Source organism: Lentibacillus daqui (genome assembly GCF_027186265.1).
Lineage (GTDB): Bacteria > Bacillota > Bacilli > Bacillales > Amphibacillaceae > Lentibacillus_C > Lentibacillus_C daqui.
In genome coordinates this window covers 3,279,112-3,302,058 of record NZ_CP114176.1, presented here as the reverse complement: position 1 = coordinate 3,302,058, position 22,947 = coordinate 3,279,112, and the positions used below count along the sequence as shown (strand labels likewise).

Annotated in this window: 23 protein-coding genes and 2 pseudogenes; 15 read left to right on the top strand and 10 right to left on the bottom strand. The window is 41.3% G+C overall.

Annotated features, from left to right (window positions below; all coding sequences use genetic code 11):
• Nucleotides 1-27 precede the first annotated feature (27 nt).
• The 4 genes from O2S85_RS16490 (at nt 28) to modB (ending at nt 5,144) form a co-directional block, all read left to right on the top strand.
• A complete protein-coding gene (locus O2S85_RS16490) occupies nt 28-468 on the top strand; it encodes a hypothetical protein (protein ID WP_269410387.1) in 441 nt (146 codons plus the stop codon).
• A gap of 186 nt (nt 469-654) precedes the next feature.
• Nucleotides 655-3,390: an MBL fold metallo-hydrolase gene (locus tag O2S85_RS16485; protein ID WP_269410386.1), complete on the top strand. Its 2,736-nt coding sequence runs from the start codon at nt 655-657 to the stop codon at nt 3,388-3,390.
• A gap of 295 nt (nt 3,391-3,685) precedes the next feature.
• A complete protein-coding gene (modA, locus tag O2S85_RS16480; RefSeq protein WP_269410385.1) occupies nt 3,686-4,489 on the top strand; it encodes a molybdate ABC transporter substrate-binding protein in 804 nt (267 codons plus the stop codon).
• Complete coding sequence (gene modB, locus O2S85_RS16475; protein ID WP_269410384.1) at nt 4,470-5,144, top strand: molybdate ABC transporter permease subunit; 675 nt, start codon at nt 4,470-4,472, stop codon at nt 5,142-5,144. The genes modA and modB overlap by 20 nt, the downstream gene beginning before the upstream one ends.
• A gap of 367 nt (nt 5,145-5,511) precedes the next feature.
• Here the strand turns inward: modB and O2S85_RS16470 are convergent, their stop codons facing one another.
• Nucleotides 5,512-7,248: an ABC transporter ATP-binding protein gene (locus O2S85_RS16470; protein WP_269410383.1), complete on the bottom strand. Its 1,737-nt coding sequence runs from the start codon at nt 7,246-7,248 to the stop codon at nt 5,512-5,514.
• Nucleotides 7,249-7,594: 346 nt separating this feature from the next.
• Between O2S85_RS16470 and O2S85_RS16465 the strand changes: the two genes are divergently transcribed.
• Nucleotides 7,595-7,999 (top strand): nucleotidyltransferase substrate binding protein, encoded by a 405-nt coding sequence (locus tag O2S85_RS16465; protein ID WP_269410382.1) that lies wholly within the window; start codon nt 7,595-7,597, stop codon nt 7,997-7,999.
• 93 nt (nt 8,000-8,092) lie between these two features.
• On the top strand, nt 8,093-8,308 hold the full coding sequence (locus O2S85_RS16460) for a nucleotidyltransferase domain-containing protein (RefSeq protein WP_269410381.1): 216 nt from the start codon (nt 8,093-8,095) through the stop codon (nt 8,306-8,308).
• 252 nt (nt 8,309-8,560) lie between these two features.
• Here O2S85_RS16460 and O2S85_RS16455 read toward each other — a convergent pair whose 3' ends face one another.
• A complete protein-coding gene (locus tag O2S85_RS16455) occupies nt 8,561-9,478 on the bottom strand; it encodes a hypothetical protein (RefSeq protein WP_269410380.1) in 918 nt (305 codons plus the stop codon).
• A 59-nt stretch (nt 9,479-9,537) separates the two neighbouring features.
• On the opposite strand from O2S85_RS16455, the gene O2S85_RS16450 reads away from it, so the two are divergent.
• A complete protein-coding gene (locus tag O2S85_RS16450) occupies nt 9,538-9,759 on the top strand; it encodes a hypothetical protein (protein ID WP_269410379.1) in 222 nt (73 codons plus the stop codon).
• An 8-nt stretch (nt 9,760-9,767) separates the two neighbouring features.
• Here O2S85_RS16450 and O2S85_RS16445 read toward each other — a convergent pair whose 3' ends face one another.
• Nucleotides 9,768-10,274, bottom strand: a complete 507-nt coding sequence (locus O2S85_RS16445) for an Hsp20/alpha crystallin family protein (RefSeq protein ID WP_269410378.1) — start codon at nt 10,272-10,274, stop codon at nt 9,768-9,770.
• 336 nt (nt 10,275-10,610) lie between these two features.
• Here O2S85_RS16445 and O2S85_RS16440 point away from each other — a divergent pair, with 336 nt between their 5' ends.
• Together O2S85_RS16440 and O2S85_RS16435 are read left to right on the top strand one after the other, a co-directional pair.
• Nucleotides 10,611-10,859 (top strand): hypothetical protein, encoded by a 249-nt coding sequence (locus O2S85_RS16440; RefSeq protein WP_269410377.1) that lies wholly within the window; start codon nt 10,611-10,613, stop codon nt 10,857-10,859.
• A 3-nt stretch (nt 10,860-10,862) separates the two neighbouring features.
• The gene (locus tag O2S85_RS16435) at nt 10,863-11,099 is read left to right on the top strand and encodes a hypothetical protein (RefSeq protein ID WP_269410376.1); all 237 of its coding nucleotides are present in this window, start codon (nt 10,863-10,865) and stop codon (nt 11,097-11,099) included.
• Nucleotides 11,100-11,601: 502 nt separating this feature from the next.
• On the opposite strand, the gene O2S85_RS16430 is transcribed toward O2S85_RS16435, so the two are convergent.
• The 3 genes from O2S85_RS16430 to O2S85_RS16420 all read right to left on the bottom strand — a co-directional run bounded on the left by O2S85_RS16430 (nt 11,602) and on the right by O2S85_RS16420 (nt 14,163).
• The gene (locus O2S85_RS16430) at nt 11,602-12,558 is read right to left on the bottom strand and encodes a nuclease-related domain-containing protein (protein WP_269410375.1); all 957 of its coding nucleotides are present in this window, start codon (nt 12,556-12,558) and stop codon (nt 11,602-11,604) included.
• Between the two features lie 278 nt (nt 12,559-12,836).
• Nucleotides 12,837-13,016: a hypothetical protein gene (locus O2S85_RS16425; RefSeq protein WP_269410374.1), complete on the bottom strand. Its 180-nt coding sequence runs from the start codon at nt 13,014-13,016 to the stop codon at nt 12,837-12,839.
• Nucleotides 13,017-13,095: 79 nt separating this feature from the next.
• Nucleotides 13,096-14,163 (bottom strand): C40 family peptidase, encoded by a 1,068-nt coding sequence (locus O2S85_RS16420; protein WP_269410373.1) that lies wholly within the window; start codon nt 14,161-14,163, stop codon nt 13,096-13,098.
• Between the two features lie 666 nt (nt 14,164-14,829).
• Here O2S85_RS16420 and O2S85_RS16415 point away from each other — a divergent pair.
• The 6 genes and pseudogenes from O2S85_RS16415 to O2S85_RS18845 all read left to right on the top strand — a co-directional run bounded on the left by O2S85_RS16415 (nt 14,830) and on the right by O2S85_RS18845 (nt 19,670).
• Nucleotides 14,830-15,252, top strand: coding sequence for a hypothetical protein (locus O2S85_RS16415; protein ID WP_269410372.1), 423 nt, complete (start codon nt 14,830-14,832; stop codon nt 15,250-15,252).
• Between the two features lie 102 nt (nt 15,253-15,354).
• A complete protein-coding gene (locus O2S85_RS16410; RefSeq protein ID WP_269410371.1) occupies nt 15,355-15,564 on the top strand; it encodes a hypothetical protein in 210 nt (69 codons plus the stop codon).
• Nucleotides 15,565-15,678: 114 nt separating this feature from the next.
• Entirely contained in the window at nt 15,679-16,152 is a 474-nt protein-coding gene (locus O2S85_RS16405; RefSeq protein ID WP_269410370.1) for a hypothetical protein, read from the top strand.
• Between the two features lie 110 nt (nt 16,153-16,262).
• Entirely contained in the window at nt 16,263-16,625 is a 363-nt protein-coding gene (locus O2S85_RS16400) for a hypothetical protein (RefSeq protein WP_269410369.1), read from the top strand.
• Between the two features lie 468 nt (nt 16,626-17,093).
• On the top strand, nt 17,094-17,843 hold the full coding sequence (locus tag O2S85_RS16395) for a hypothetical protein (RefSeq protein WP_269410368.1): 750 nt from the start codon (nt 17,094-17,096) through the stop codon (nt 17,841-17,843).
• A 529-nt stretch (nt 17,844-18,372) separates the two neighbouring features.
• Nucleotides 18,373-19,670: pseudogene (locus O2S85_RS18845) on the top strand (IS91 family transposase).
• 431 nt (nt 19,671-20,101) lie between these two features.
• On the opposite strand, the pseudogene O2S85_RS16380 reads toward O2S85_RS18845, so the two are convergent.
• The 4 genes and pseudogenes from O2S85_RS16380 to tnpA form a co-directional block, all read right to left on the bottom strand.
• Nucleotides 20,102-20,491 (bottom strand): annotated as a pseudogene (locus O2S85_RS16380) (DUF819 family protein); the annotation flags it as partial.
• A gap of 60 nt (nt 20,492-20,551) precedes the next feature.
• A complete protein-coding gene (gene tnpC / locus O2S85_RS16375; protein WP_439649413.1) occupies nt 20,552-22,123 on the bottom strand; it encodes an IS66 family transposase in 1,572 nt (523 codons plus the stop codon).
• A gap of 67 nt (nt 22,124-22,190) precedes the next feature.
• Nucleotides 22,191-22,547, bottom strand: a complete 357-nt coding sequence (tnpB, locus tag O2S85_RS16370) for an IS66 family insertion sequence element accessory protein TnpB (RefSeq protein ID WP_269410365.1) — start codon at nt 22,545-22,547, stop codon at nt 22,191-22,193.
• Complete coding sequence (gene tnpA / locus O2S85_RS16365) at nt 22,541-22,870, bottom strand: IS66 family insertion sequence element accessory protein TnpA (RefSeq protein WP_269410364.1); 330 nt, start codon at nt 22,868-22,870, stop codon at nt 22,541-22,543. The genes tnpB and tnpA overlap by 7 nt, the downstream gene beginning before the upstream one ends.
• Between the last annotated feature and the right edge of the window lie 77 nt (nt 22,871-22,947).

Genomic DNA, 22,947 nt, shown 5'->3' with positions numbered 1-22,947 from the left:
AAAATTATATTGTGACGAAGGGGGGAAATGATGTATTACTATTATCCACTCCGACCAAATGCAAGGAATCAAGAGAATGAAGCAAAAAGTAGTGTAATGCCTCCATCTGGCTTTCAAAGTTCATATTCGTATAATCCATATCCGTCAGGCCCCCAGGTTGCTAATCCGTCTAACCAGCAATATCCCGGGAGCTTCCCTGCACCACCCAACACCAACAAAGGGCCTGAAAAAACGTCAGAACAACACAATGGAAAAAATACGGAGGGTTATTCCTATAATCCGATGATGTATACACCATATATAAAATCTGGAGGCGATATGCAAGCACAGTTAGAGCATATCCAACAGCTGCTTGTACAACTAATTCAGCAAAACAATGCGATATTACAGCAACTACAGCATCAGCCAGAACAAAGCCAAATGGTTTCAACACCATCTGGAGGAGGCGCGGTTATTGTACGCATGTAATTCAGTGCCAGGCACCCGGACAATTCTGAATGGTTTGGGTGCCTGGCACGTGTACCATTTGTCACGGTAGAAAGGGAAAGAAATTAGTTGAAGAAGATCAGTCGCGCATAAAAATGGGGACGACAGAGACCCTCTATCCCATGTTATAATAGACCTATCGATTTGAAGGAAAGGGTGTTTGCCTACATGAAAGTAACGGTTCTTGGTGGAGGAAGCGAAATAGGTGCTTCCTGTTTACATATTCAATTGGGCGAGACAAATATTTTGATTGATGCCGGGATGCGGATGCATGGGGAGGATCAGCTGCCGATGCTGGGAATGACAGACGAGCTCGGTAAGCCGGATGTGATTCTGGTCACCCATGCACATGCGGATCACATTGGTGCGTTGCCGGTCGTTCATGCGTTATATCCGGATGTTCCGATCTACGCGACGCCGCCGACTGCTGATTTGATGCAACTGATGATGAAAGATTCCTATAAAATTTTGACAGAGCAAAGCCGGTTGAATCAGACGCTGATGCCATATACAGAAGAGCAGATGCAGCAAATGCTGAAACAAGTGCTTGTTTTGCCGGCAAATGGTGTGATGAAAATAGGTCAGACGACGGTAACTGCTTATCGTGCCGGACATATTATGGGTGCGGTGATGTTTTTGCTGGAGAATAACGGTGAGCGTCTACTGGTGACCGGGGATTTATCGTTTAGTGGCGGGCGGACAATCCCAGGTGCCAAGGTGGCGGAAAATATCCAGCCTGATGTGGTGGTGATGGAATCGACTTATGGTAATCGTTTGCACGCGGATCGGAATATGGAGGAAAAGCGGCTGGCACAACATGTGGCGCAAACGATTGAGGATGGCGGATTTGCTTTGATTCCGGCGTTTGCACTTGGCCGGGCGCAGGAGGTTCTGTTGGTTTTACAAGATTACATGGAAAAAGGGCTGATTCCGACATTTCCAATTTATGTGGATGGTCTGGTCACACCGGTCAGCCGAATTTATCGCAATTACCCGCATTACCTGAAAGGCCCGGTTGCACATCGGGTGCGGACAAATGGGGATGCGTTTTTAACCGAGGGCAGGTGCATACCGGTTGACCCGAAAGAACGGAAAAACGTAATAAACGGTCAACCTGCCTGTATTGTTGCGTCATCGGGAATGCTAACCGGCGGGGCGAGTGCTTGGTACGCGAAACATTTGGTCACGGATAAAAAGAATGCAGTTTATCTGACCGGTTATCAAGACGAGGAAAGCCCGGGTAAAAAATTGCTGGCACTTGCTGCGGGTGAGGAAGATACGCTGGATATTGATGGCGAATCTTATCAGGTGAATTGCCAAGTGGATAAATTTGGCTTGTCCGCACATGCGGATGCGAGTGAGATGACCCGATTTATTGAAACGCTGAATCCAACGTATACCCTTTTAGTGCACGGAGATGATGATGCGCGGGTTGCGTTGGGTGATAAAATTCATCCCCGTTTTCATCCACTGTTAACAGAAAATGGAGAAACGTATCCTTTTGATAAACGGAAAGAAGGAAAGGGCGTTGTTGGCAAAAAATACAAACGGAATCGTGAACAGGAGCGGCTCCGCAGTTATATTGGTCATGTACTACTATATAAGAAAGAGGCAGATGAAACATTAAAATTTGGCCTCTGTCAAAACGTGCATCCGAAAATCGCGACATTTTACTGCGACACGCCAAAAGGAAAGCTGGATAAAGTGGAGGCCAATCGTATGATGGAAACACTTGGCCCGTGGGGATTATCCATAGAAAAATTTGCAGATGTAGCCAATCGCGTATTGACTTTTAGCCGTCCATATCTGGAAAACGTGAATTGGGATCTGGTGCCCGATTATACCTTGTCGTTGCAGGAAATTTTCCAGCGGCTTGGGATTGAAGATGAAGCACAGCAATTTGCCGTTGCCTTGGCACTGCAAAGTATCCCAGATTCACATCGACATGTAGATGTGGAAGGACGCGTTGGGTACAAACTGGATCAGAAGCTACGGTTTCAACTGAGCAATTTGGACTTGCCCATCCAGGCGAAAAAAATGAATGCCAATCATGCGATGGACAAGATCCGCGACTATTTTGCCGATCACCCACGATTCTTGCGCTGTGGCGTGAAGGAAAATGGAACGGAAAATGAGCACATGCTGTTGTCGTTTGATTTTCCCGATAGTATTTCCGATAAAGAGCAAAAACAGATTTCCCGGGATTTGATGAAGCAAACTGGCTGGAATGTGGCATTTTCTGATTCCGTCCGGCACGAAGCATTCCAGCCACTGCTTGCATCACTGTTGGAAAAGAATGTTGCCATGCCATCGGTTCACATTCATGATGCCACGGTTGTGACCAAAGAAGCGAAACCGGAAAATAGCGCGCACATCGCCGAGCAATTTAAACAAACCACCGGATTTACACTCGTGTTTGCCGAAGATGCGCATGCTGTTAAGGGGACTAGCGGTGGTGCAAGTGGTTCGGATGACGTGTACACTCCTGAAGTCGGTATTGAGCCGTTGGAAAATAATCAGGCTATTGCAGTCGCCAAACAATATGGTGAAGATTACGGTGTGACCATCTTCAAAACAGGAATGAAACAAGCTGGCGGTCAACCGTTGATGGAATTGCATTTTATATCGCCGGAAGTTGCCCAGCGATATGGCGAGATGATGCAGGCGTTGAGCAATGAAATCGGTATGGCCGTAACGTATGCCAAATCCCCGAAACAAAATGAAATCATCCGCATCACCAATCAAGCTATCCCACCTGAATGGGAACAAAAAGGCAACCCATCCGTACACATGGACAAAGCGGAAGTTTCCGTTAAAGTGGGGAATGAACCTGGCGAGGAAGCATTTGCAACAGTTAGCAGGGAGATTGAAGCGGAGACTGGATATTCGTTGCGATTGAAATAGATGGGAAAAGTTTGGGTGCGGGGTACTGATCCCTTAAAGTTTGGCGAGCGCGGAAGTTGATCGAGTGAGCGCGGAAGTTGATCGAGTGAGCGCGGAAGTTGATCGAGTGAGCGTGAAAGTTGATCGAAAAGATGCAGAAGTTGATCGAAAGGATGCAAAAGTCAATCGAGAATAGGGAAGAGATACGATATCGATCGCCATTTTTTAAGTTGCACAATTGTCATATCATCGGTACACAAACCCTTGTATAATAAGATATAATGAAATATATCTTATTATACAAGGGGACCAAAAGATGTGGAAACAGCTTAAACTTGTGGCGGTGATTGCTTTTTTATTGGTGGTTATTGTTGCATGTTCCAATACTGAAAATACCGATCAATCATCCAGGAGCAAGAAGGCTAAGGAAAAGATAGAATTAACCATTTCCGCGGCAGCCAGCTTAAAGGATGCGATGACGGAGATTCAGGATACATATAAGAAAGAGCACCCTGAAGTGGCGTTGAAATTCAACTTTGCCGGTTCGGGTTCCTTACAGCAGCAAATTTCGCAAGGGGCTCCGGTTGATTTGTTCTTCTCCGCGGCGGAGGATAAATTTGATCGGCTGGTGGATGAAGGAAAGATCAGCAAGAAGGACGGTGTGGATCTCCTTGGTAATTCGCTTGTCCTGGTTGTCCCCAATAAAAAAAGTTCCATAAGCAGCTTTAAGGATTTAACAAAAGCGGATATCGATCAAATTGCGATTGGAATACCCGAATCGGTACCAGCGGGCAAGTATGCAAAGGAGTCCCTGGAAAAAATGGAGATTTGGAATGATGTCGAACCGAAAATAGTTTATGCCAAAGATGTACGGCAGGTATTGTCTTATGTGGAGACGGGAAATGTGGCAGCGGGGGTGGTTTATAAAACTGATGCAGTGATTTCGGACAAGGTAACAATCGCGGCCACTGCTGATGCCAAGACCCACACGCCAATCATTTATCCACTTGGCATTGTCAAAGACACGAAACACAGGGAGGAAGCAAGGGATTTTTATCAGTATTTGCAAAGTGATGAAGCATTAAAGGTGTTTGAAAAATATGGATTCACTGTGGAATGAACTAACGACGAATGAATTTCTGAGCCCGATTTGGCTATCCATAAAAGTTGCGGTGATTGCTGGGATTATCGTAATTTTAACCGGCACGATTGTTGGTCGAATTTTGGCTCGCAAACGTTTCAGGGGCAAGGCTGTCTTGGAAACGATCCTGATGTTGCCATTGGTTCTTCCACCCACTGTTGTCGGGTTTTTCCTAATTGTTATTTTCGGTAGGCAAAGTGTTGTGGGACGAATGATTGAATGGGTTTTCCAGCAACCGGTTATTTTCACTTGGGTGGCTGCCGTGATTGCCTCCGTTGTGGTAGCCTTTCCGCTTATGTACCAATCAGCAAAGTCCGGTTTTCAAGGCATTGACCAGGGGATTGAGGAAGCGGCTAGAGTGGACGGTGCAAAGGAATGGAAGCTGTTTTTTCTGATTTCCATCCCGTTAGCATCAAAGGCGCTCATTTCCGGAAGTATTCTAAGTGTGGCACGGGCATTGGGTGAGTTTGGGGCGACATTGATGTTTGCCGGCAATATTCCCGGGGAGACGCAAACGATCCCGACGGCCATTTACATTGCGATTGATTCGGGAAATATGCAAATGGCCTGGATGTGGGTGCTGGCGATTGTCCTGATTTCGTTTGTGATGTTGTGGTCGGTTCAGCGGAAATAGCGGGATGTGGTGATGATGGTTGTGTATTGGGAGTGGTGGTAAGCTGGGGGGAGAGAAGTGTGCCAGGCCGGGAGGGAGCACGACCAGGCTGGGGGAGAGATGCACGAAACCGGAAGAAACGCGCAAACCTAAGAAAGACACGCCTGCCCCAACTCATCCGCACCCTATCAAAAAAGAAATCCCGCCCGCCGAATTCTAACCTCCTCCCCCAATAACCGGCACTTCATTAACCAAAAGCCGGTTACAAAACCACATTAACAAAGCCACTGATACCCTTTAATTTGCCTATGCCATTATGGCTACTTAGCCTAAACAAATATGCCAGGCCCCCGAACCAATATGCATCGCCCAGCTGCTTGTTCAATTTCTACACAAGTTGTTGTTCAGAAAATTCACGGTACAATGCATGTGACTGGATTAATTCCTGGTGTGTCCCACTGCCTGTTACTTGGCCTTTTTCAATGAAAATAATTTTATCTGCATCGACGATTGTTGAAAGTCGGTGGGCAATAACAAATGTCGTTCGTCCTTTCATTAATTGTGTTAAAGCTTGTTGGACAGCTTTTTCCGATTGACTGTCCAAGCTGGCGGTTGCCTCGTCCATCATTAGGATTTTCGGATCGCGCAGGAATGCCCGAGCGATGGCGATGCGTTGGCGCTGACCACCAGATAGCTTCACGCCGCGTTCCCCAACCTCTGTATATAATCCCTTTGGAAAAGTTTTGATGAATTGGGCAGCGTACGCCATTTCGGCAACACGCCATAATAGTTCATCAGGTATTTGTTCTTCATTTTCCAGACCGTAACACAAATTTTCGCGTATCGTCCCGGCCATCATGGCGCTATCTTGGGGGACATAGCCGATTTGACTCCGCCAAGATTTCAGGGACAAATCTTGAATATCGGTGTTTCCAATGCGGATGACACCTGTTGCCGGTTCGTAAAAACGCTCAAGTAGTCCGAACATGGTTGTTTTTCCGCCGCCGCTCGGACCGGCAAAAGCAATCTTGTCGCCGGGGTTAGCGGTAAAAGATACTTGTCTAAGCACGGGTTCATCCGCTTGATAGGCGAATGATACGTTCTCAACATGGATTGGCAGGTTTGCAATATCCATTTCCATACCGGTTTGACCAATTTCCAGTGGCAGCTCCAAGATATCGATAATCCTTTCCGTGGCGCCTTTTGCTTTTTGTAATTGGGTAAAAAACATGGCAAAAGCGGTAATTGGCATAATGATTTGGAAAAGGTAAAGTAAAAAGGCAACGAGGGATCCAGTTGTCATCGTTCCACTTGCCACACGCATACCACCGTAACCAATGATCGTCACCATTACGACCATGACGATGAGGGACATAAGTGGTGCGACCAGTGCAAAAATACGAGCCTCCTGTAAGCCAAATCCGAGCAATTTCTTGATTCCTGCCAGTCCTTTTGCTTCTTCGTTTTGTTCTGCATTCGAGGCTTTCATTAAGCGTGCTTCGCCAAGTGTCTGCTGGACGTTACCAGTAAAGACAGCTGTTTCATCCTGAAGTCCACGCGAAATCTTGACCATCTTTTTGCCAAGCGGGACCATTGCTGCCACTGTAATCGGAACAGCAAGGAGCATAATAAGTGTCATTTTCCAATCCATTATTAGGAGGATAGCGACTGCTCCTATGATCGAGATGATACCTGTAACAAATTGTGGAAAATGCTCCGAAATTAAGTCTTTGACGATATTCGTGTCGTTTACCACGCGGCTGACTGTTTCGCCGCTTGAAGTTTTGTCAAAATAACTAATGGGCAGGCGGATGAGTTTTACCCACATATTTTCCCGAAGATTGGCTACGATTTTTTGGCCGACTGCAGTTAACAGATACGTGGACAATCCATTGACGACAGCCTGGATAATAAAGGCACAAGCAATCGCCGTAATAAGTGGGATGCTTAGCGAGGAAGCGGAAAAGCCGTCGACTAATTGTTTGGTCAGTAATGGAACGACCAGACCGGCGATTGTTGTGAGGATGCTTGCGATTAAGCCGATTGTTAACGCAACTTTTGGAATGTTTGTTGATAAAATAAGCGAGAAAAATGGCTTAAGACCGACTTGTTTGTTATTTCCCATGGTATGATAACTCCTTCTACGGGGGAACTGTGAGGCGTCCCGTACGGTGTTATTATATCATGTTAGGGCGTGTGTGTTAGAGTGAAAAGGGTTACGTGAAATTATTCGGGTGCCAGGCACACAAACAATTTTCCTCATATTATGTTGTAATTATATAAATAATCATAATAATATTGACAAGAGGTTTTGATATTCCATTTTTGTCAATAACGGACCCGCAAGCTGAAGGACGGGATGCCTATTTTTCCATGCAAGTAGGCGAACAGTTTTGGATGGTTGAATGCAAACAATGGCTTGTACCTTTGTTCCAATATAAAATATAATGTTGCCTGAGAGGAGTGTTTATATGGAACCGTCAAAAGAGGTACGGTGGCGACAGCGGTTTGAAAACTTCGAACGATCGTTCAAACTGTTGAATAAATATGCTACACAATCCGTTGAAACGGAATTAGAGTGGGCTGGGGTCATTCAGTTTTTTGAAATGACATTTGAACTATCGTGGAAAGTTCTAAAAGACTACCTGGAAGCACAAGGGTATGTAGTAAAGAGTCCAAGAGAAGCGATTAAACAGGCATATCAAATTGACTTAATTGATGACGGACATGTCTGGATGGATGCTTTATCCAAACGTAATTTAATGACTCATACATATGATGAACAGATGGCAAAGGAATTTGTCGATGAAATTGCAAACGTATTTTTGCCGCAGTTGAAGATATTGTATGAAAAACTTCAGGAGGAAAGAGAATAATGTTTGGCTTGCAATCTCGAGATCAGACGTTAATAAAAAATGCGATAGGTCTTTTTGATGCAATTGAACGCATTGATTTTTGGAAGTCGAGCGATGGGAAATTATAAAAAAGGCTCAGACGTGGATATTGCGATAGTAGGGGAAGAAGTCACGAGAAAAACGGTATCCGAACTACATTTCCTGTTAAATGAAGAGTACCCGCTTCCATATTTCTTTGACGTGGTTCATTATGAAGGGATTACGAACAAAAGCTTAATTAGACATATTAATACAGAAGGGGTTGAAATGTATCGCAGGAAGACCGGGTGAAGGCACGCCATCAACCCCGGAATACGCTGAACTGTCCGGATGCCAGGTACGCAAACAATTGACTGAGAAAGCTTCCTGCCATTGGAACAGTTCAAGCAAGGCGAAAAATCGATCGAGCGCGGTGTGAAATCGATCGAGTGCAAGAGAAAATCGATCGAGCAAGGCGCAAATCGATCGAATGCGATAAAAACCAGGAAATGACAGCACCCTTTCAATGAAATATTCGGGTGCCAGGCACACATCTAATTCTTATCATTCAATCGGTATATTTGTGAAACCATCTGTATCGTCATCTGGTTGTTGCTTGCCTGCAAAATAGCCGCTGTGGCCTCGACCGTGGTAATCAAGATAGGATTCATCACGTGACCCATTATCCGCCCCATTATCCGGCTGATTTACTGACTCACCCTTGGATTCATCACCTGACTCATTATCCACCCCATTATCTGATTTATTTACTGCCCCATTATCAGATTCGCTCCCAGAATCACTCTCGTCCATCATTTCTTGTTGTTCAGCTTCTTCTTCAGGGTTTTTCCAATCATCTATCAGCTCATCAGTAATTCCTGATGGGAGGGCGCTTTTTCCGTAAGTTGCCCCTATATTCAGTTGCCCACTAATATTTTTGATTCCCAAGTTACCAAAATTATTGTTCTGCTCGTATTTATCCAGCATAATTCTATCTACTTTCAGTTCCCGAATGACAACCGGTTTTTCTTCCCTTGGGCTTAATCCCGCTTTTATGCGTTCCATCTCACTTTTTAATTGCATTGTCTGCTGCAGGTTTTTCTCGATCAAATCGCTCATTTTCAGAACATTATTTTCCATAACAGACAACCTTTCTTCTAAGCTGTTCATTTTCTTTTGAATGGGACTTGTGGTCTGTTTGACATAATCGGACACTTGTGAATAAATATGATTCTCCATGGCGGAAAGTGTTTCACGTGTTAAAGCATTTTTCTCCGCTGATTTCCGCGTCTCCTTTGATTTATTATTGCTATATTTGGAGGTATAGGCTTCTGATCGCAATTCGTTCTCAAACTTTGCAAATTGTCGCATATGTACATCCAACGTATTCGTTTTCGATTCAAGTGCCATTACCCTTTTGGCCAGCATCTCTATTTCATCATCATTATTTTCATCCCTGTTGAATAAATCTTTTATAGGCATCTTATCTCACACCTTTTCAAAAAATATTGTCCAAAAAATGACGAAAGGAGATCCTGCAGATGAAAGCAAAGACGACTATTGGGTTGCATCATGTAAAAATAAATACAATCGATAAAAATTCCACCATTTCCATTGGCAAAACGATTGCACGTGGAAATCATGTAGTCAATCATCGAAATGAAGGATTTGGTGAACAAAATGCGGATGAAGTCACCCAAATTATGCCTGCTTCTACCGTAGAGGATTCTGATTTCACAGACGCGGAAAATATAAAAAAATAAGCTCTCTCTTATTGGATGGAAATTGGTTCATGCTGGTTATATTTTCTAATATATGTAACCAGCAGGAGACCATTGTCAAATTTGGCTTGCATGTCTTTGCTTTCAGTGGGCTCCGGCAGCTCAATCTGTCTTTCAAATTCACCATATTTCCGTTCTTTTAGGAAGGGTGATCCCGACACAATAGGCATCTTACTTTCTCCTTTGACAAGCAATTTATTTCCGGAAAGGGACAATTGAATATCCTCTTTCTTCAACCCGGGTAGTTCAATAATAATCATTATTTGCGTGTCCGTAACAAAAATATCAGCCAGGGGGAATTCGGCCGAGGTATGATGCTTCGGTGATTCTTCTGTATATACATCATCATTTTGCCCCGTTGCCCCCATATTTTGTTGGTCTCCATTTGTGTTTTGCTGGTCCATACCAGGATATTGATCAAAGATAGCATCCCAAAAGTTACCGTTTTGGTATTTTTGCGCCATCTCCATCCATTGTCTGAGTTTTTCCATGTCCATTATCTCTGCCTCCTGACAAATGTCATTACACCTGGACAGGAACTAAAATTAGTTGTACATCTACGTTCTAAAAGGAGGACTTAGCCGAATCAAATGATGAAGAGCACCGTAAATGTTCATTCGGATTAAAGGTCTAAAAACATGAAGGAAAAAGTTTTCCCGGTTTTTCGATTGATTCAACTTCCACGTTAAAATAGTAATAGCGGTGTTATATATATGTATTAAGCCAATGGAACGTTCATTACCTTGATCACACAATGAATATGAAAATTTCCTTTTTTCTCATAAGCAAGCAGGCGGTGTAATATATTCACTTAAGGGAGGGGGCAGCAATAGATGAAAGGTGCATCAGTCAATATCAATATTTTTGTGTTAAAAATCAACTCCTTTGAAAATGCGTCTGCCGTCAATGTAGGTCAAAACGTGCTAGCTGATTGGAATAACTCGGATAAGAAAACACAAGGGTTTGGGCAAAACTTTGGGGATGGAAGTGACTTTGTAAGTCCGCAAAGTTTTATTGATGACCGGGATCAAGTGGATTCGCCATCAACCTTTCATGCCTTACCCAAAAAGATGGAGGGATAACAAATGGTGTTTTTTGGACCTGTAGCCGTAAATGTCTTGGCGATCAAGGTGAATGCAATGGATAGGAATTCATCAATGAACTTGGCACCTTCCCCGCGTGTAGATACATTTTTAACCATTAAGCAAAACTATGGGTTAGGAGAAGAAAACGGCGATTTTACAATCACGAATGTCCCGCTCAATCTCGTCAATGATTTGGATGTAAATGACACAAATGCCCAGAAGACAAGTATCGTGTAATGCTGGCAGTTCTGTTCACAAAAATCATCGGAAAGGCGGATCTGGTAGTGGTTCGCCTTTTTGGGTGATTTAGAGTAAGCAACAAGTCGATTGAGATAAAGCTGCGGTGTCCGATGGAGATATAAACAGTGATGCATGCGCCGATAACGTATAAACCGGTCAAGCTACCGAACATCTCATATTCCGATAACGATCACTTTTTCATTCACCTTGATCAACTTTCACGCATGTTCGACCAACTTTCCCTCGTTTCCGATCAACTTTCATGCATGTTTGCTCAACTTTGCTTCGTTTTCGCTCAACTTTCATGCATGTTCGCTCAACTTTCCCTCGTTTTCGATCAACCTTCCACGCCGGTTCAGTTATTCTTATTAAGATTAGGGTAATTTTAATAGCACTAAACTCCCATTAGGTTAACTTGTCCTATAACCGGCCTTTGGTTAATTAAATACCGGTTGATGAGTGAATCGAATCGTATCCGTTATTTAACTTGTGCGGGACATCAGCGTTTTTTCGTCCAGTATTTGCCCTTTTGGAAATAAGTCAAGTTATATGATTTCAAAATTCTTGAGGCTAGATGACGCGAATTAATTTTTAGGAACCACATACATTCACGGTTCGTTACTTTATCACTAATCAATAGGAAATAAACATCCAGCGCCCGTGCATGTGCATCTTTGCTTAACTTCCCACATCGTCTACATTTCCAGTTCGCATACTGTCTTTCCATTGCCAAAACTCCACACTCCGGACAACCCACCCCAGGCAAAATCATTTCCTTCGTCATACCATATTTCCCCAAGATATCTATATCAAATTCCTCACATTCACTCAAAATAGCATCACTTATCTTTTTAACCGGCAAGTTGGCACTATTGCTCTGTGCATATGCTGCATCTATTTCGAGTATTCGCTGTGGGAGATGTTCTGCATGTGTGACGACTTTGGCGATTCCCTGCTTGTCTCCTTCTACTTTTATAATCGTACCTGGATCGGCGATAGCTATGAAATAACGAATGGGTACATTTGCAAAATGATGATCGTGCAGCCAATTTTCGAGGTGCAGCTGATGATTCTCCGCTTGTGTAATTGGGTATTTAAAGCCTGTCTCCTTTTCACCGTCATCACGGATAAGTTGCTTGAGAAGCGTGTCAAAGGTGATCGTTCCTTTATAATTTTTAATTTCAATGATAAAGATGGCATATGGAGTAAGAATAAATGAGTCGATCTGGATAGAGTTTCCATATGGGAGTTTGAGGTGGACATCATGCAGAATGGTATATTTCTTGGCGAGCGATCTTAGGTGATAATCAACTCTTTTTTCACCGATATATCCTGTCATTCGTTTTGCCAGATCCTGTTGCATATCTGGTAAACAACTGAAATAAGAGGGTGTTCGTGGAATAAGCACTTCCAGTTTCCGTAGTGGCAGTGGCTTGGGGCGTTTTCGAAGTAACATAGAATTCTCCTTTTCCTATTAAATTGTTAGTATATATTTCATATTATAGCATATTTCGGGGAGTTTAATAGCACTGAAATGATGTTGGCGAATTAATTAAACTGGAGGAAATTTTAGGTTCGTTCCTCCACCCGGAAATGCCTTGGCACGGATTCCCTGAATGTTGACCGTGCCAGGTGTTACACTTGGTATGGACTTCTCATTGGAAGTGTCTTATGGAAAATTTGATCGATCGAATGTGAAAGTTGATCGGGAATGAAGAAAAGTTGATCGATCGGTCAAGAAAGTTGATCGGGAACGAGGAAAAGTTGATCGAAGGAGCGAGAAAGTCGATCGGAAACGGTGAAAAGTTGATCGAGTGTCCCGCCCTGCTCCAGCCCACACACCAACCCAACATAAAAAGGAATCCGGCCCAGAGCCGGATTCCTACCATCTTCTCCAATAACCGGCACTTTCATTAATCAAACCAAATGAATCAAAAGCCGGTTATACTATCATTCAATAAGGCATACCAAAGGGAGCGGTTAACTCGATGTATTAATAAAACCGCTTATATCCTTCAAAGTGCTTGCTCCAATACGGGTTGCTTAGGCTGTTAATCTTCACGCCATCTGATTCGGCGCTGATGAATTGGTTGCCGCCCAAGTAGATGCCGACATGGGAGATGCCGCTCTTATAGGTGTTTTCGAAAAAGACGAGATCGCCTACAGCTGGTTTGTTGACATAGGCCGAACGGTTGTAATAGCCTTCAGCTGATGTACGGTTGATCGATTTGCCTGCTTGATTGTAGGCGTAATAGATAAATCCGCTACAGTCGAACCCGCTTGGACTAGAGCCGCCCCATACATACGGGACCCCACTTTGACTTTTGGCAATGCTAGCCACTTTGCTTGCATCATAGCTGGCACCGCTGGAAGAATCGCTTGAGCCGGATGAACCAGAGCCCGAGCTGGAACCGGAACCTGCCGATGATGAGCTCTTGCTAATGTTCAACTTTTGCCCGACAATAATCAGATCGGATTTCAGGTTGTTCCATTGTTTCAAATTGGCAACACTAACGCCGTACTTGCTACCGATGCCCGATAACGTGTCACCGGAACGAACGGTGTGCACTTTTGCTGAGCCAACACTACCACCATTCGAGCTTGATCCCGAAGAACTTGAGCCGCCAGATGCATTCGCACCGCTGGAAGAACTTCCATTTTTCGTGACAGCCAATACATCTCCAGGAAAAATTAATGTCGATTTCAAGTTATTCCAGTTCATTAATTCAGAAACGGATATGTTATGTTTGGCGGCGATCCCCGATAAGGTGTCACCCGATTTTACAGTATATGTAGAACCAGATTTATTAGTAGAATTAGAGTTGGATGATTGTTTTTTATTCCCAGTTTCCAGTACCTGCTTTGGATAGATAACGTCACTGGTCAGGCTGTTTGCCGATTTCAATTGACCAACCGTTGTATTGTATTTTTGTGCGATGGCCCATAGCGTGTCACCACTTTTTACTTTATAGGAAGCTGCGTCTGCTTCATCAGCGACAAAAAATGCCGAAGCGATGGCCGCACTCGCAGATACTGACATAATTAATTTCTTATTCGTCAATTCTCTACCCCTCTCACATGAAAATTTTACTAACTATGTCACGATTATATCAATTAAGGTAAAAGTTTGATAGATTTCCAATAGATTTGTAATATTATTGTAATATGACAGTAAGTTCGAATAGTTCGGTAACAGACCATTTCAAAAAAGTCTTACATCACCAGACAGGTTTGTGGTATAATGTCGAATGGAATTATCAATTTTTCAATAGACATGAAGTATAATTCTTATAAAAATCGGCAAACGAGCCCAATCATAGGGTTTGATAACACTGGATTAAAGAAAGAAGACATAACATTTCAGGTATTAACAGTAAAAAAATAAATCGGAGGGTCTGATAAAATAACAAAATTATACGAACAACCTATAAATGTGCGTCATGAAGTTTTAAAAAGGTTAAATACCAAGAACAGATGGAAAAGTATATAAGGATTTGATTTTAGTTTATTGAAAGCGGTAAAGGGCAAAGTCATAAATGCCCATTTTTGATTATGCCCCTTTTGCACAATTATTCCGCTAGGTGAGAAGCGTATGAGAGTTTATTATTTAACCATGATTTATAACCACGTAAAGTGTAGAAACCTCCAAACCAATAAATAACCTTACAAGAATTAATAGGTGTTTAAAATATATATTATAAAGTTTTACAAAGGCAAGGGATAATTCATGAATGACCTATTACAATCAATACTACCTTTAATTGGCGTCGGATTAGGTGGATGGATTTCATACTGGGCTCAAACGAGACATCAAAATAGGATCGAGGAAACAAAGAATAGACGAATGAAACTAATCGCTTATAATACTATTCTAGGAAATGAGGGCAATAATAGCCCACTTGAGTTTCCTATACATTATGGAGAACCTAAAGATTTTGATTGGAAAGTTTATGTAAAAGGCAACAGAAAAGTGTTATACGAAAATTTGCATTTGTTTAAATATGAAGTGGTAACACGTGTATTACATATAGACGAGATAGCAGAGAAATGTGAATACTTAGGACCGGGGCAGGAATATATAGAAATGATTTTTGACGATTATCATAAAATAATAATGATTATTAAACAGGATTATAAGAAATATATTTAAATAAGCATTTATGCAACAGCTACTTTTTGAAATTATATTTATTTGACAAATTAGTATATTAAGTAAAATATGTTGAAATTAAAGAGGCAGAAGGTGATTTTTTTGGCTAAATATTTAAGTGATTACGGTGGTATGTTAGAAAATATGGTGGTTTGTTTATTTAAGCACAATGAGAGAAAATATCTTGAAGATTTGCGATTGGGTAATATTTATATGAATAATTTCAAATATTTTATCGACCGTGAGAAAAAAGATGCCTGTAAAGGGATTGGAGATAAATACGAAGCAGGACTACATATGAGGGATTTATAAATTCAAATCTACAAGCATGAAACCGATGAATTAATAGCAAAGGCTGATGCTGATTCAGTAACCATTCACAAGACAATAGATAAACATCGTCCTGTTTTTTGTCTGTTTGCCTTGATGGCTAATGAATTTATTGTTGAAAAAGAGGAAAAAATTGATGATTATAATCTTCGAATTAAGGCGCGTTCATTGGTTGCGGAAGAGAGGAAAAGAAAATTAAAAGAGAATTTCCAAGGTGAAATATTATTGATAGCTAATCCAGAGGAATTTGTAAATAGATTTGAAAAATATATAGCAAGGAATAATATGGCGTATAAAGCTAAATTAGTAAAGTATGATGACTTTTCAGTCAATAACAGGGAAAGGATGGATTCACATAATAAGGAAAAGAGTCTAGATTATCTATTTTGGAAAGATGACACGTTATCTTTCCAACAAGAATATAGGATAGTGATTACATCGGAGCTTAATAGGGGACCTGTTAAACATAATATCGGTGATATATCAGACTTAACTATGTATTTAGATTTGAGTGAACTATTGGATGAAGGGTTGTCAATTGAAATGACAATAAAAAAAGAAAAACTTTAGTCCAAGGAAATAAAGAAACCAATTAAATTACGGTCTTCCGTTAAAGGGTGTAATTCCCTAATAAGAATTATTGGTGTTCCTCAACATCAACACAGGGTGAGATAATTTTTATGAGTATTGATCAATGGATATCATTAGGGTCGGCAATAGCAGCCGCTGTAGCAGCTATGGCTTCATGGAGAGTAGCCTTTATTACAAAAAGGCAATATGAAATACAAAGTGATGAAAGAATAAAAAAATATAGGCCCTTCTTTAAAATCAAAATTTATCATGGGTCAAGTCAAAATTCCTATTGGTTTGACATTGTGAATGAAGGATATCCATTTTATGCAATAGTTAATGTAAAATGGGTTGGGAACCATGTAGTAGTAAAAAGACAATTTAACGCTTTAATGGTACATGGGTGCATCAAAGGAAACGTGAAAACAGAAACAGATAGGTATGAGAATCTGACAGTTAGTATTCAAATATAAGAAAATAGTAATACTGAAGGTTTTTTGAAGTAGTTGGATTCGACATTGAAAACAATGATTTTTGCTTTAAGATCCCTAAGATTATTATTAAAGAAGGAAAGATAAGACCTAACATATCAGTATCTTAGGTAATAATTTTACCATACAGTAAAAAAGCTACTCTGCTTTAACTCGAAGTAGTGTGAATTCAGTCATGATAACACGGACAAATCGATTCTAAGCATTCGTTGGCGGGGGACCTCGACCCATTCCAGAAATGCAAAGGATTGGCGTTACAGTCAATGGCAAGCAGCTTCACTGTGGCTTTGACTCTATTCCGTGAAAATGTAGTTTTCTGTATAAAGACCGGTAAAGGAGCTCTCATTCCGTGGTAAATTTTTTGGCAAACGGTAAAAAGGTGGCTAGAATGGTGAATTCTAATGGCAGCAATCAATTTTGAAGGTAGAGAAATAAACTGGAGCTGGGGAAATGAATATAGGTATCTTTTTGAATTCCGAAAATGAATCAACATTTTTGGGATTAACCGAAAATTTTTGGGGTAATGTAGTAGGAGCGGTTTTTGCTGCTGTAATAACGCTAACCATAACCTATTGGGTACAATGGAAGGATAAGAAGAAACAGGAAATAATAGACCAAGAAGAGAAAATCGAGGGCATTTTTAATCAGCTAATTATTCCGTATTATGCAGATATAGTGTCTTTCATTGATATAGAGACAATGCCCGGAAAGCATGAATTTAAAGAAGATAGAGTTGCTTTCCTCCATCAGGATATTAATGCTAATCTTCAGAAGATGTTTAGATCAATATCCTATACTTATCCGTCGCTTCAAAAATCGCTACTTTCTTATAAACGTTTGGATTACATTGATTCAGGCAAGGGCGATGAACAGGATATTAAATTAATAGAGGTTTGCTATGACTTCCTTAGATATATCGAATTATTGTGTAATGAAACAACGAAACGTTCAATTGATGACTTTCCCAAATATAGAGAAACAATTAAGAACGCTGCAATGTTTCATTTAGCAATTAAAGTCTATAATTCTTATTATGGAGGAAAGGAAGTCATGGAAAAGGTAAGATTTCCGGGTGGTGGCATTTTTGACACCAATTATAGTTATTCGGATATTGTTAACCAAGTCGTGACAGGTGATGGAGATGAGAATACAAAATTTGTTAAAAGGATAGAAGATTCGGCTGTACAAATAAGATACTAATCTAGCATCGATGGATATTTTTGACCGTTTGTACTAGAAATCTTAGGGGGACTAATTTTTACTTGTATAAGGCTAGTTAATCTGATAGTACATTGAAGCTGATAAAAAACGTACTGTATAGACCACCGTTTACTATTTGTATGATTAATATCAGGAAATATCCGATTATTCCTGCTACATTCAGGATAACCATCATCTAAGGATATCCTTGTTTTTCCTTACTGAGGTGGAAGTCCATACTCAGTTATAAAGTCAGACCATTGATTGTAATTTGTTTGATGATAATCATAAACAAGTGATTCCATGTGCTTATCTAAGTTAAAGTTTTTAGAAAGTAGTTCATTGATAAATTGTTCTAACTCTGATTCATTGTACAGTATCGCGAAAGGTATAATATGCTTTTCGCATAACACCTTAATCAACTTTAATTTTTCACCCGTTAATTTGTAAACATGACCTTTATTTAAAAGATAGGAAAGTATAAAATTTGGGTCTACCGCAGTGAGTGTTACTGTGGTATTTTTTATGTATGGGGAAAAACATATTAAAAAAAATCTTCTTTGACGAAAATCAACATTGGGAATCATTCAAAAGGAAATACGGAAAGAGAATCCGTCCTATTGTCACAAAGGAGGTAGAGAAATTTCGTGACTGTGGAGATATGAAAAAAGGATTCAAACTTTTTGTTTGCGAGGGCTGCCATGATGTAAAGCGTATTCCCTTCCGATGTAAGGGACGTTTTTGTACAACCTGTTCTGTTGGAGAAAGCGAAGAATGGAGTCGTCTATTGTCTGAGGACGTATTACAAGTGAATCACCGACATGTGATACTCACAATTGATGAAGGGCTACGGGATATATTCCTTTTACATCGTGAGCTTTTAAAGCCACTTATGGATGAAGCAGCCAAATTACTTACTGACTATTTTCAGAAGAAAGCCAAGGTGATACCGGGGATTATAGTTGGATTGCATACGTTTGGTTCCAAAGTGAATTTCAATCCCCATGTACATATGATGGTAACGATGGGGGAATCACGAAAAAAGGGGAATGGAAAGGATACGATTTTATACCATTCAAGATGCTTCGAAAGCAATGGCAGACGGTAGTGTTGAAGCTCATCCGAAAAAACTTGACGAAGCAAGAAAAGAAAAGGATACAGCCAAGATTACAAAAGGCTTTTTCCGCAAATGGGGAAGGCTTCTATGTGTATGCCCCAAAACAAAGAGGAAAGATAAAAGAGCAGCTTCGCTATATTGGCCGCTATATTCGTCGACCAGCGATTGGAACCAATCGGATCGAGGCATATGATGGTCAAACTGTAACTTTTAAGTATGTGGACAAGACAGATGGGAAAGAAAAACATGAAGTAGTTACAGTAGAAGAGTTTATCATCCGTTTAATACGTCATATTCCGGATGAACAATTTAAAACGATTCGTCATTATGGCATGTACTCAAGAAGGAGCAAGAAGTTAAGTAAAAAGCTGTTGGCTACATGGCAACAAGGAACAAAACGATGGATACTGAAGGTGAAAAAGACATTACGCCGCCAAACATGGAGAGAGCGTATTATTTCAAGTGGACAAAAAGATCCAATGATTTGCCCACATTGCAACAACTATTATGAGTACATGGGTGAAGTCTGTCTTGAGGGAGGACGATTAGAAATAAAAATAGCATTAACGAAAGAAGCAAAAAGCTATCTAGAAAGGGTGATTCATCATCTCGAAGGCAACGGGCAAGAAAAGCAAAAAGAGGAAAAAGGGAACCGACCATCTGCGCCCCAAGAAGACGTTTGTCAATTATCATTGTTTGGTGTGTCATGAGGAGGAGAAGATTCCTTATGATGTCGTACAGGAATTTGATTTGATGGATGGAGGAGATCCAACAACTCCACCCAGATTTAGTTGTGAACAATGTGGGGGAGACATGTATCCGGAGTATTATAAGGGCATACATGGACAGGAATATAAATTATCGGATTTTCTCTAACTATGGTGGATACAAAAGGACCGGGCGGGGTTTGCCCGGTTTTTCTTAATGGGTTCATTCAGATGTTGAAGACTTAAAACGCATGGCTGCTTTTTCTGTATCTATCCATACTCTCACCTCACTCTTAGTATGAACATATAAATTTCTTCAACAAATATTTCATCAACTCATTTTATAAGGCTTTACAAGTGTAATCTATATTATTTTCAAAAGTGAATAAAGATTGTCTAACAAACTTATCTATTTTCCTGGGTTATCATCCAAATTAAAAGGTACTAAACCAATACCCTAATGCTGATCCGGCATAGTTTCCTATAATGTATCCCATCGTGCCAACAAGTAAAATTGGACCAACTAATTTTGTCCATCCTTTAGAAATGGCCATCGCCGCAGCTGTTGTGGGTCCGCCTATATTGGCATTACTTGAAAGAATAACCTCTTCCAATGAAAAGTTGAATAATTTCCCGAAAAGAAAAGAAAGTAACATATTAATAGCGACTGCAATTGCCACAAAAACAAGTATTAGTGGTGCGTGTTGCAAAATTAATGGAAGTGATGCTGGAACACCAATTACGACAAAGAAAATGTAAATCAGGAATGTTCCAATTTCTTGTGCGCCGTTAATACTTTCGAAAAAGCGGGAAAAAACGGTGACAACGTAAGCGTCAAATAAATCCCACCTACTAATGCAGGTGGGATTCGATGTATACTTTATTTAGATTTCAGGAACGCGGCATTCCTGCGGGAGTGACACTGACCATGGTAGAAATTGAGCTAATTTCTCTTTATCTGTCGTATCCATATTAGGGAGTTCCTCAAACAAATAGCTGAGGTAGTTAAATGGATTTAACCCGTTTTCCTTGGCAGTTTCCACAATACTATAGATAATTGCACTGGATTTAGCCCCCTTTGCGGTGTTACTGAAAATCCAGTTTTTCCTTCCAATAACGAAGGGCTTGATGGACCGTTCTGCCCGATTGTTGTCTATTTCCAAACGCCCATCCTTTAAAAATGCCTCCAAACGCTCCCATTGGTTACGACAATATTTAATAGCTTTGCCAAGTGCACTTTTTGGCAGCACCCGTGGTGTTTGTTCACGAAGCCACGCTGAAAAAGCATCCAGCACAGGCTGACTGCGTTCTAATCGTTTTTCATAACGTTCTTGTGGACTTACATCCTTTAAATCACGTTCAATATCAAAAAGCTTATTACAGAAAGCCAAGCCTTCCTTTGCTTTTACAGAAGTGGTGGCTGCAGACTCAGGCAGTGCTTTTAATGCTTCTGTAAAATTGCGGCGCGCATGTGCCCAACATCCGACAAGTACGACATTAGGAAGTCCGTTATAGCCAGGATAACCGTCTACATGCAAGTAACCCTGGAAACCTTCCAAAAACCGGCGAGGGTGTTTGGCAGCTCGGGTCTGCTGATAATCATATAGAACGATTGGGATATCCTCCTGCCCAGAGCGGTATAGCCATATGTAGGAAGTGGATGTTGCGGGACGTTCCGGCTCAGATAAAACCTGAAGCGTCGTCTCGTCCGCGTGTAAAGCATCTAGTTCCAATAGCTGGGCACGCATCTCATCATAGATCAGCTCAAGCCAGGTATTGGCGCCGTATACGATCCAATTGGCCAGTGTTTGGCGTGAGATGGATACTCCGAATCGTTCCAAATGTTTTTCCTGGCGATACAGGGGCATGCCTTCCACATATTTTTGTTCCATGGTATAGGCCATTGCCGATGGAGAAGCCAAACTTCCTGGAAATACAGGTTCCGGCATTTTTGCTGTCACAATAGGCGTTTTTATTTCGTTGTGTTCGCAATGACGGCAACTATAGACATAACGTACGTGTTCAACAACTTTTACTTGCGCCGGAATGACTTTTAATTCTTTACGCATCTCGGTGCTCATTTCATGCAGATCGCCACCGCAACACGAACAGACTTGTTCCTCATTAGACAAACGATATTCGATCGTTTCTGTAGGCAGGTTTTCAAGTTTTTGATCACGTTGACCTTTTTGTTTCTTGCGCTTATATGTAATCGTCTCGACAGTTGGTTCTTCAACAGTCGGATTAGCTGTATCTTCAGCCTCATTGAAAAGGGAAAGTTGTTCCGAATCAGTCTTCTCACTGGAAGACTCAAATCTGCGCTGTTGGCTTAGGCGAAATTGCTCTTCATACCATTTCAATTTGGCCTCCAACGCTTCCTTTTCCATTTCGAGCCTTTCGTTTTGTGCCTTGTAATATTCGATTGTGTCTTTTGATGTATGCGCTGTATTTTCCATAAATCTAGTATACGAGAAAGAACCCGACTTGCCTAGTCGAATTCCCGTATTTGTATATTTCACTTTATTATAGAATGGTGCGCGCTGTCACTTCCTGGTGTGCCTGTCTTTGTTCGATGGGCAAGCCATCCAAAAGCCAACGCAATTGGCGCGGACTAATATTCATTGGTGTGGAATCCTTTTCTGATGGCCAATGGAAGGTCCCTCTTTCCAGCCTGCGATAATGCAACCAAAACCCATTGTGCTCCCATTGTAAAATCTTTAGCTTATCTCGTTTTCGATTACAGAAAACGAACAAGCAAGGGGAAAAGGGATCCAGATCAAAACACTCTTTCACAATAACCGCCAGGCCATCAATAGATTTGCGCAAATCAGTGCTTCCACGAGCCAAATAAACACGATCAAATGAATGATTGGTCAGCATTGGTTTTGGAGCATATGCACAACATCGGATAATAGACTCATATTGGCTCCCGGCCGTACTTCAACGGAGATAGCTCCAAAGTGTAATAAAATGGGGCTATGTCCCGTAGAAGGTAAAGCTTCTTCATCCACTTGAACGGAGAGCCACTGTGTATCGCCAGGAGTTTCCATGAAATTGCCATCGCGCTCAAATCGCTGCACCCAATAGTACATTTGGTGAACGCTAACTTCTTGATTCCGACACCATTCAGCGATACTTTGTCCGCTTTCTTTCCAGGTATCGTAGCGTGCTTTCCATTCTATTCTTTTGTCTTTCTGGGTCATCGCATAACCTCCCGAATTGATTTCTAAGAAGATTATCGCACGGATGACCGTTGTTTCCTACGTGTGTTTTATTTGAC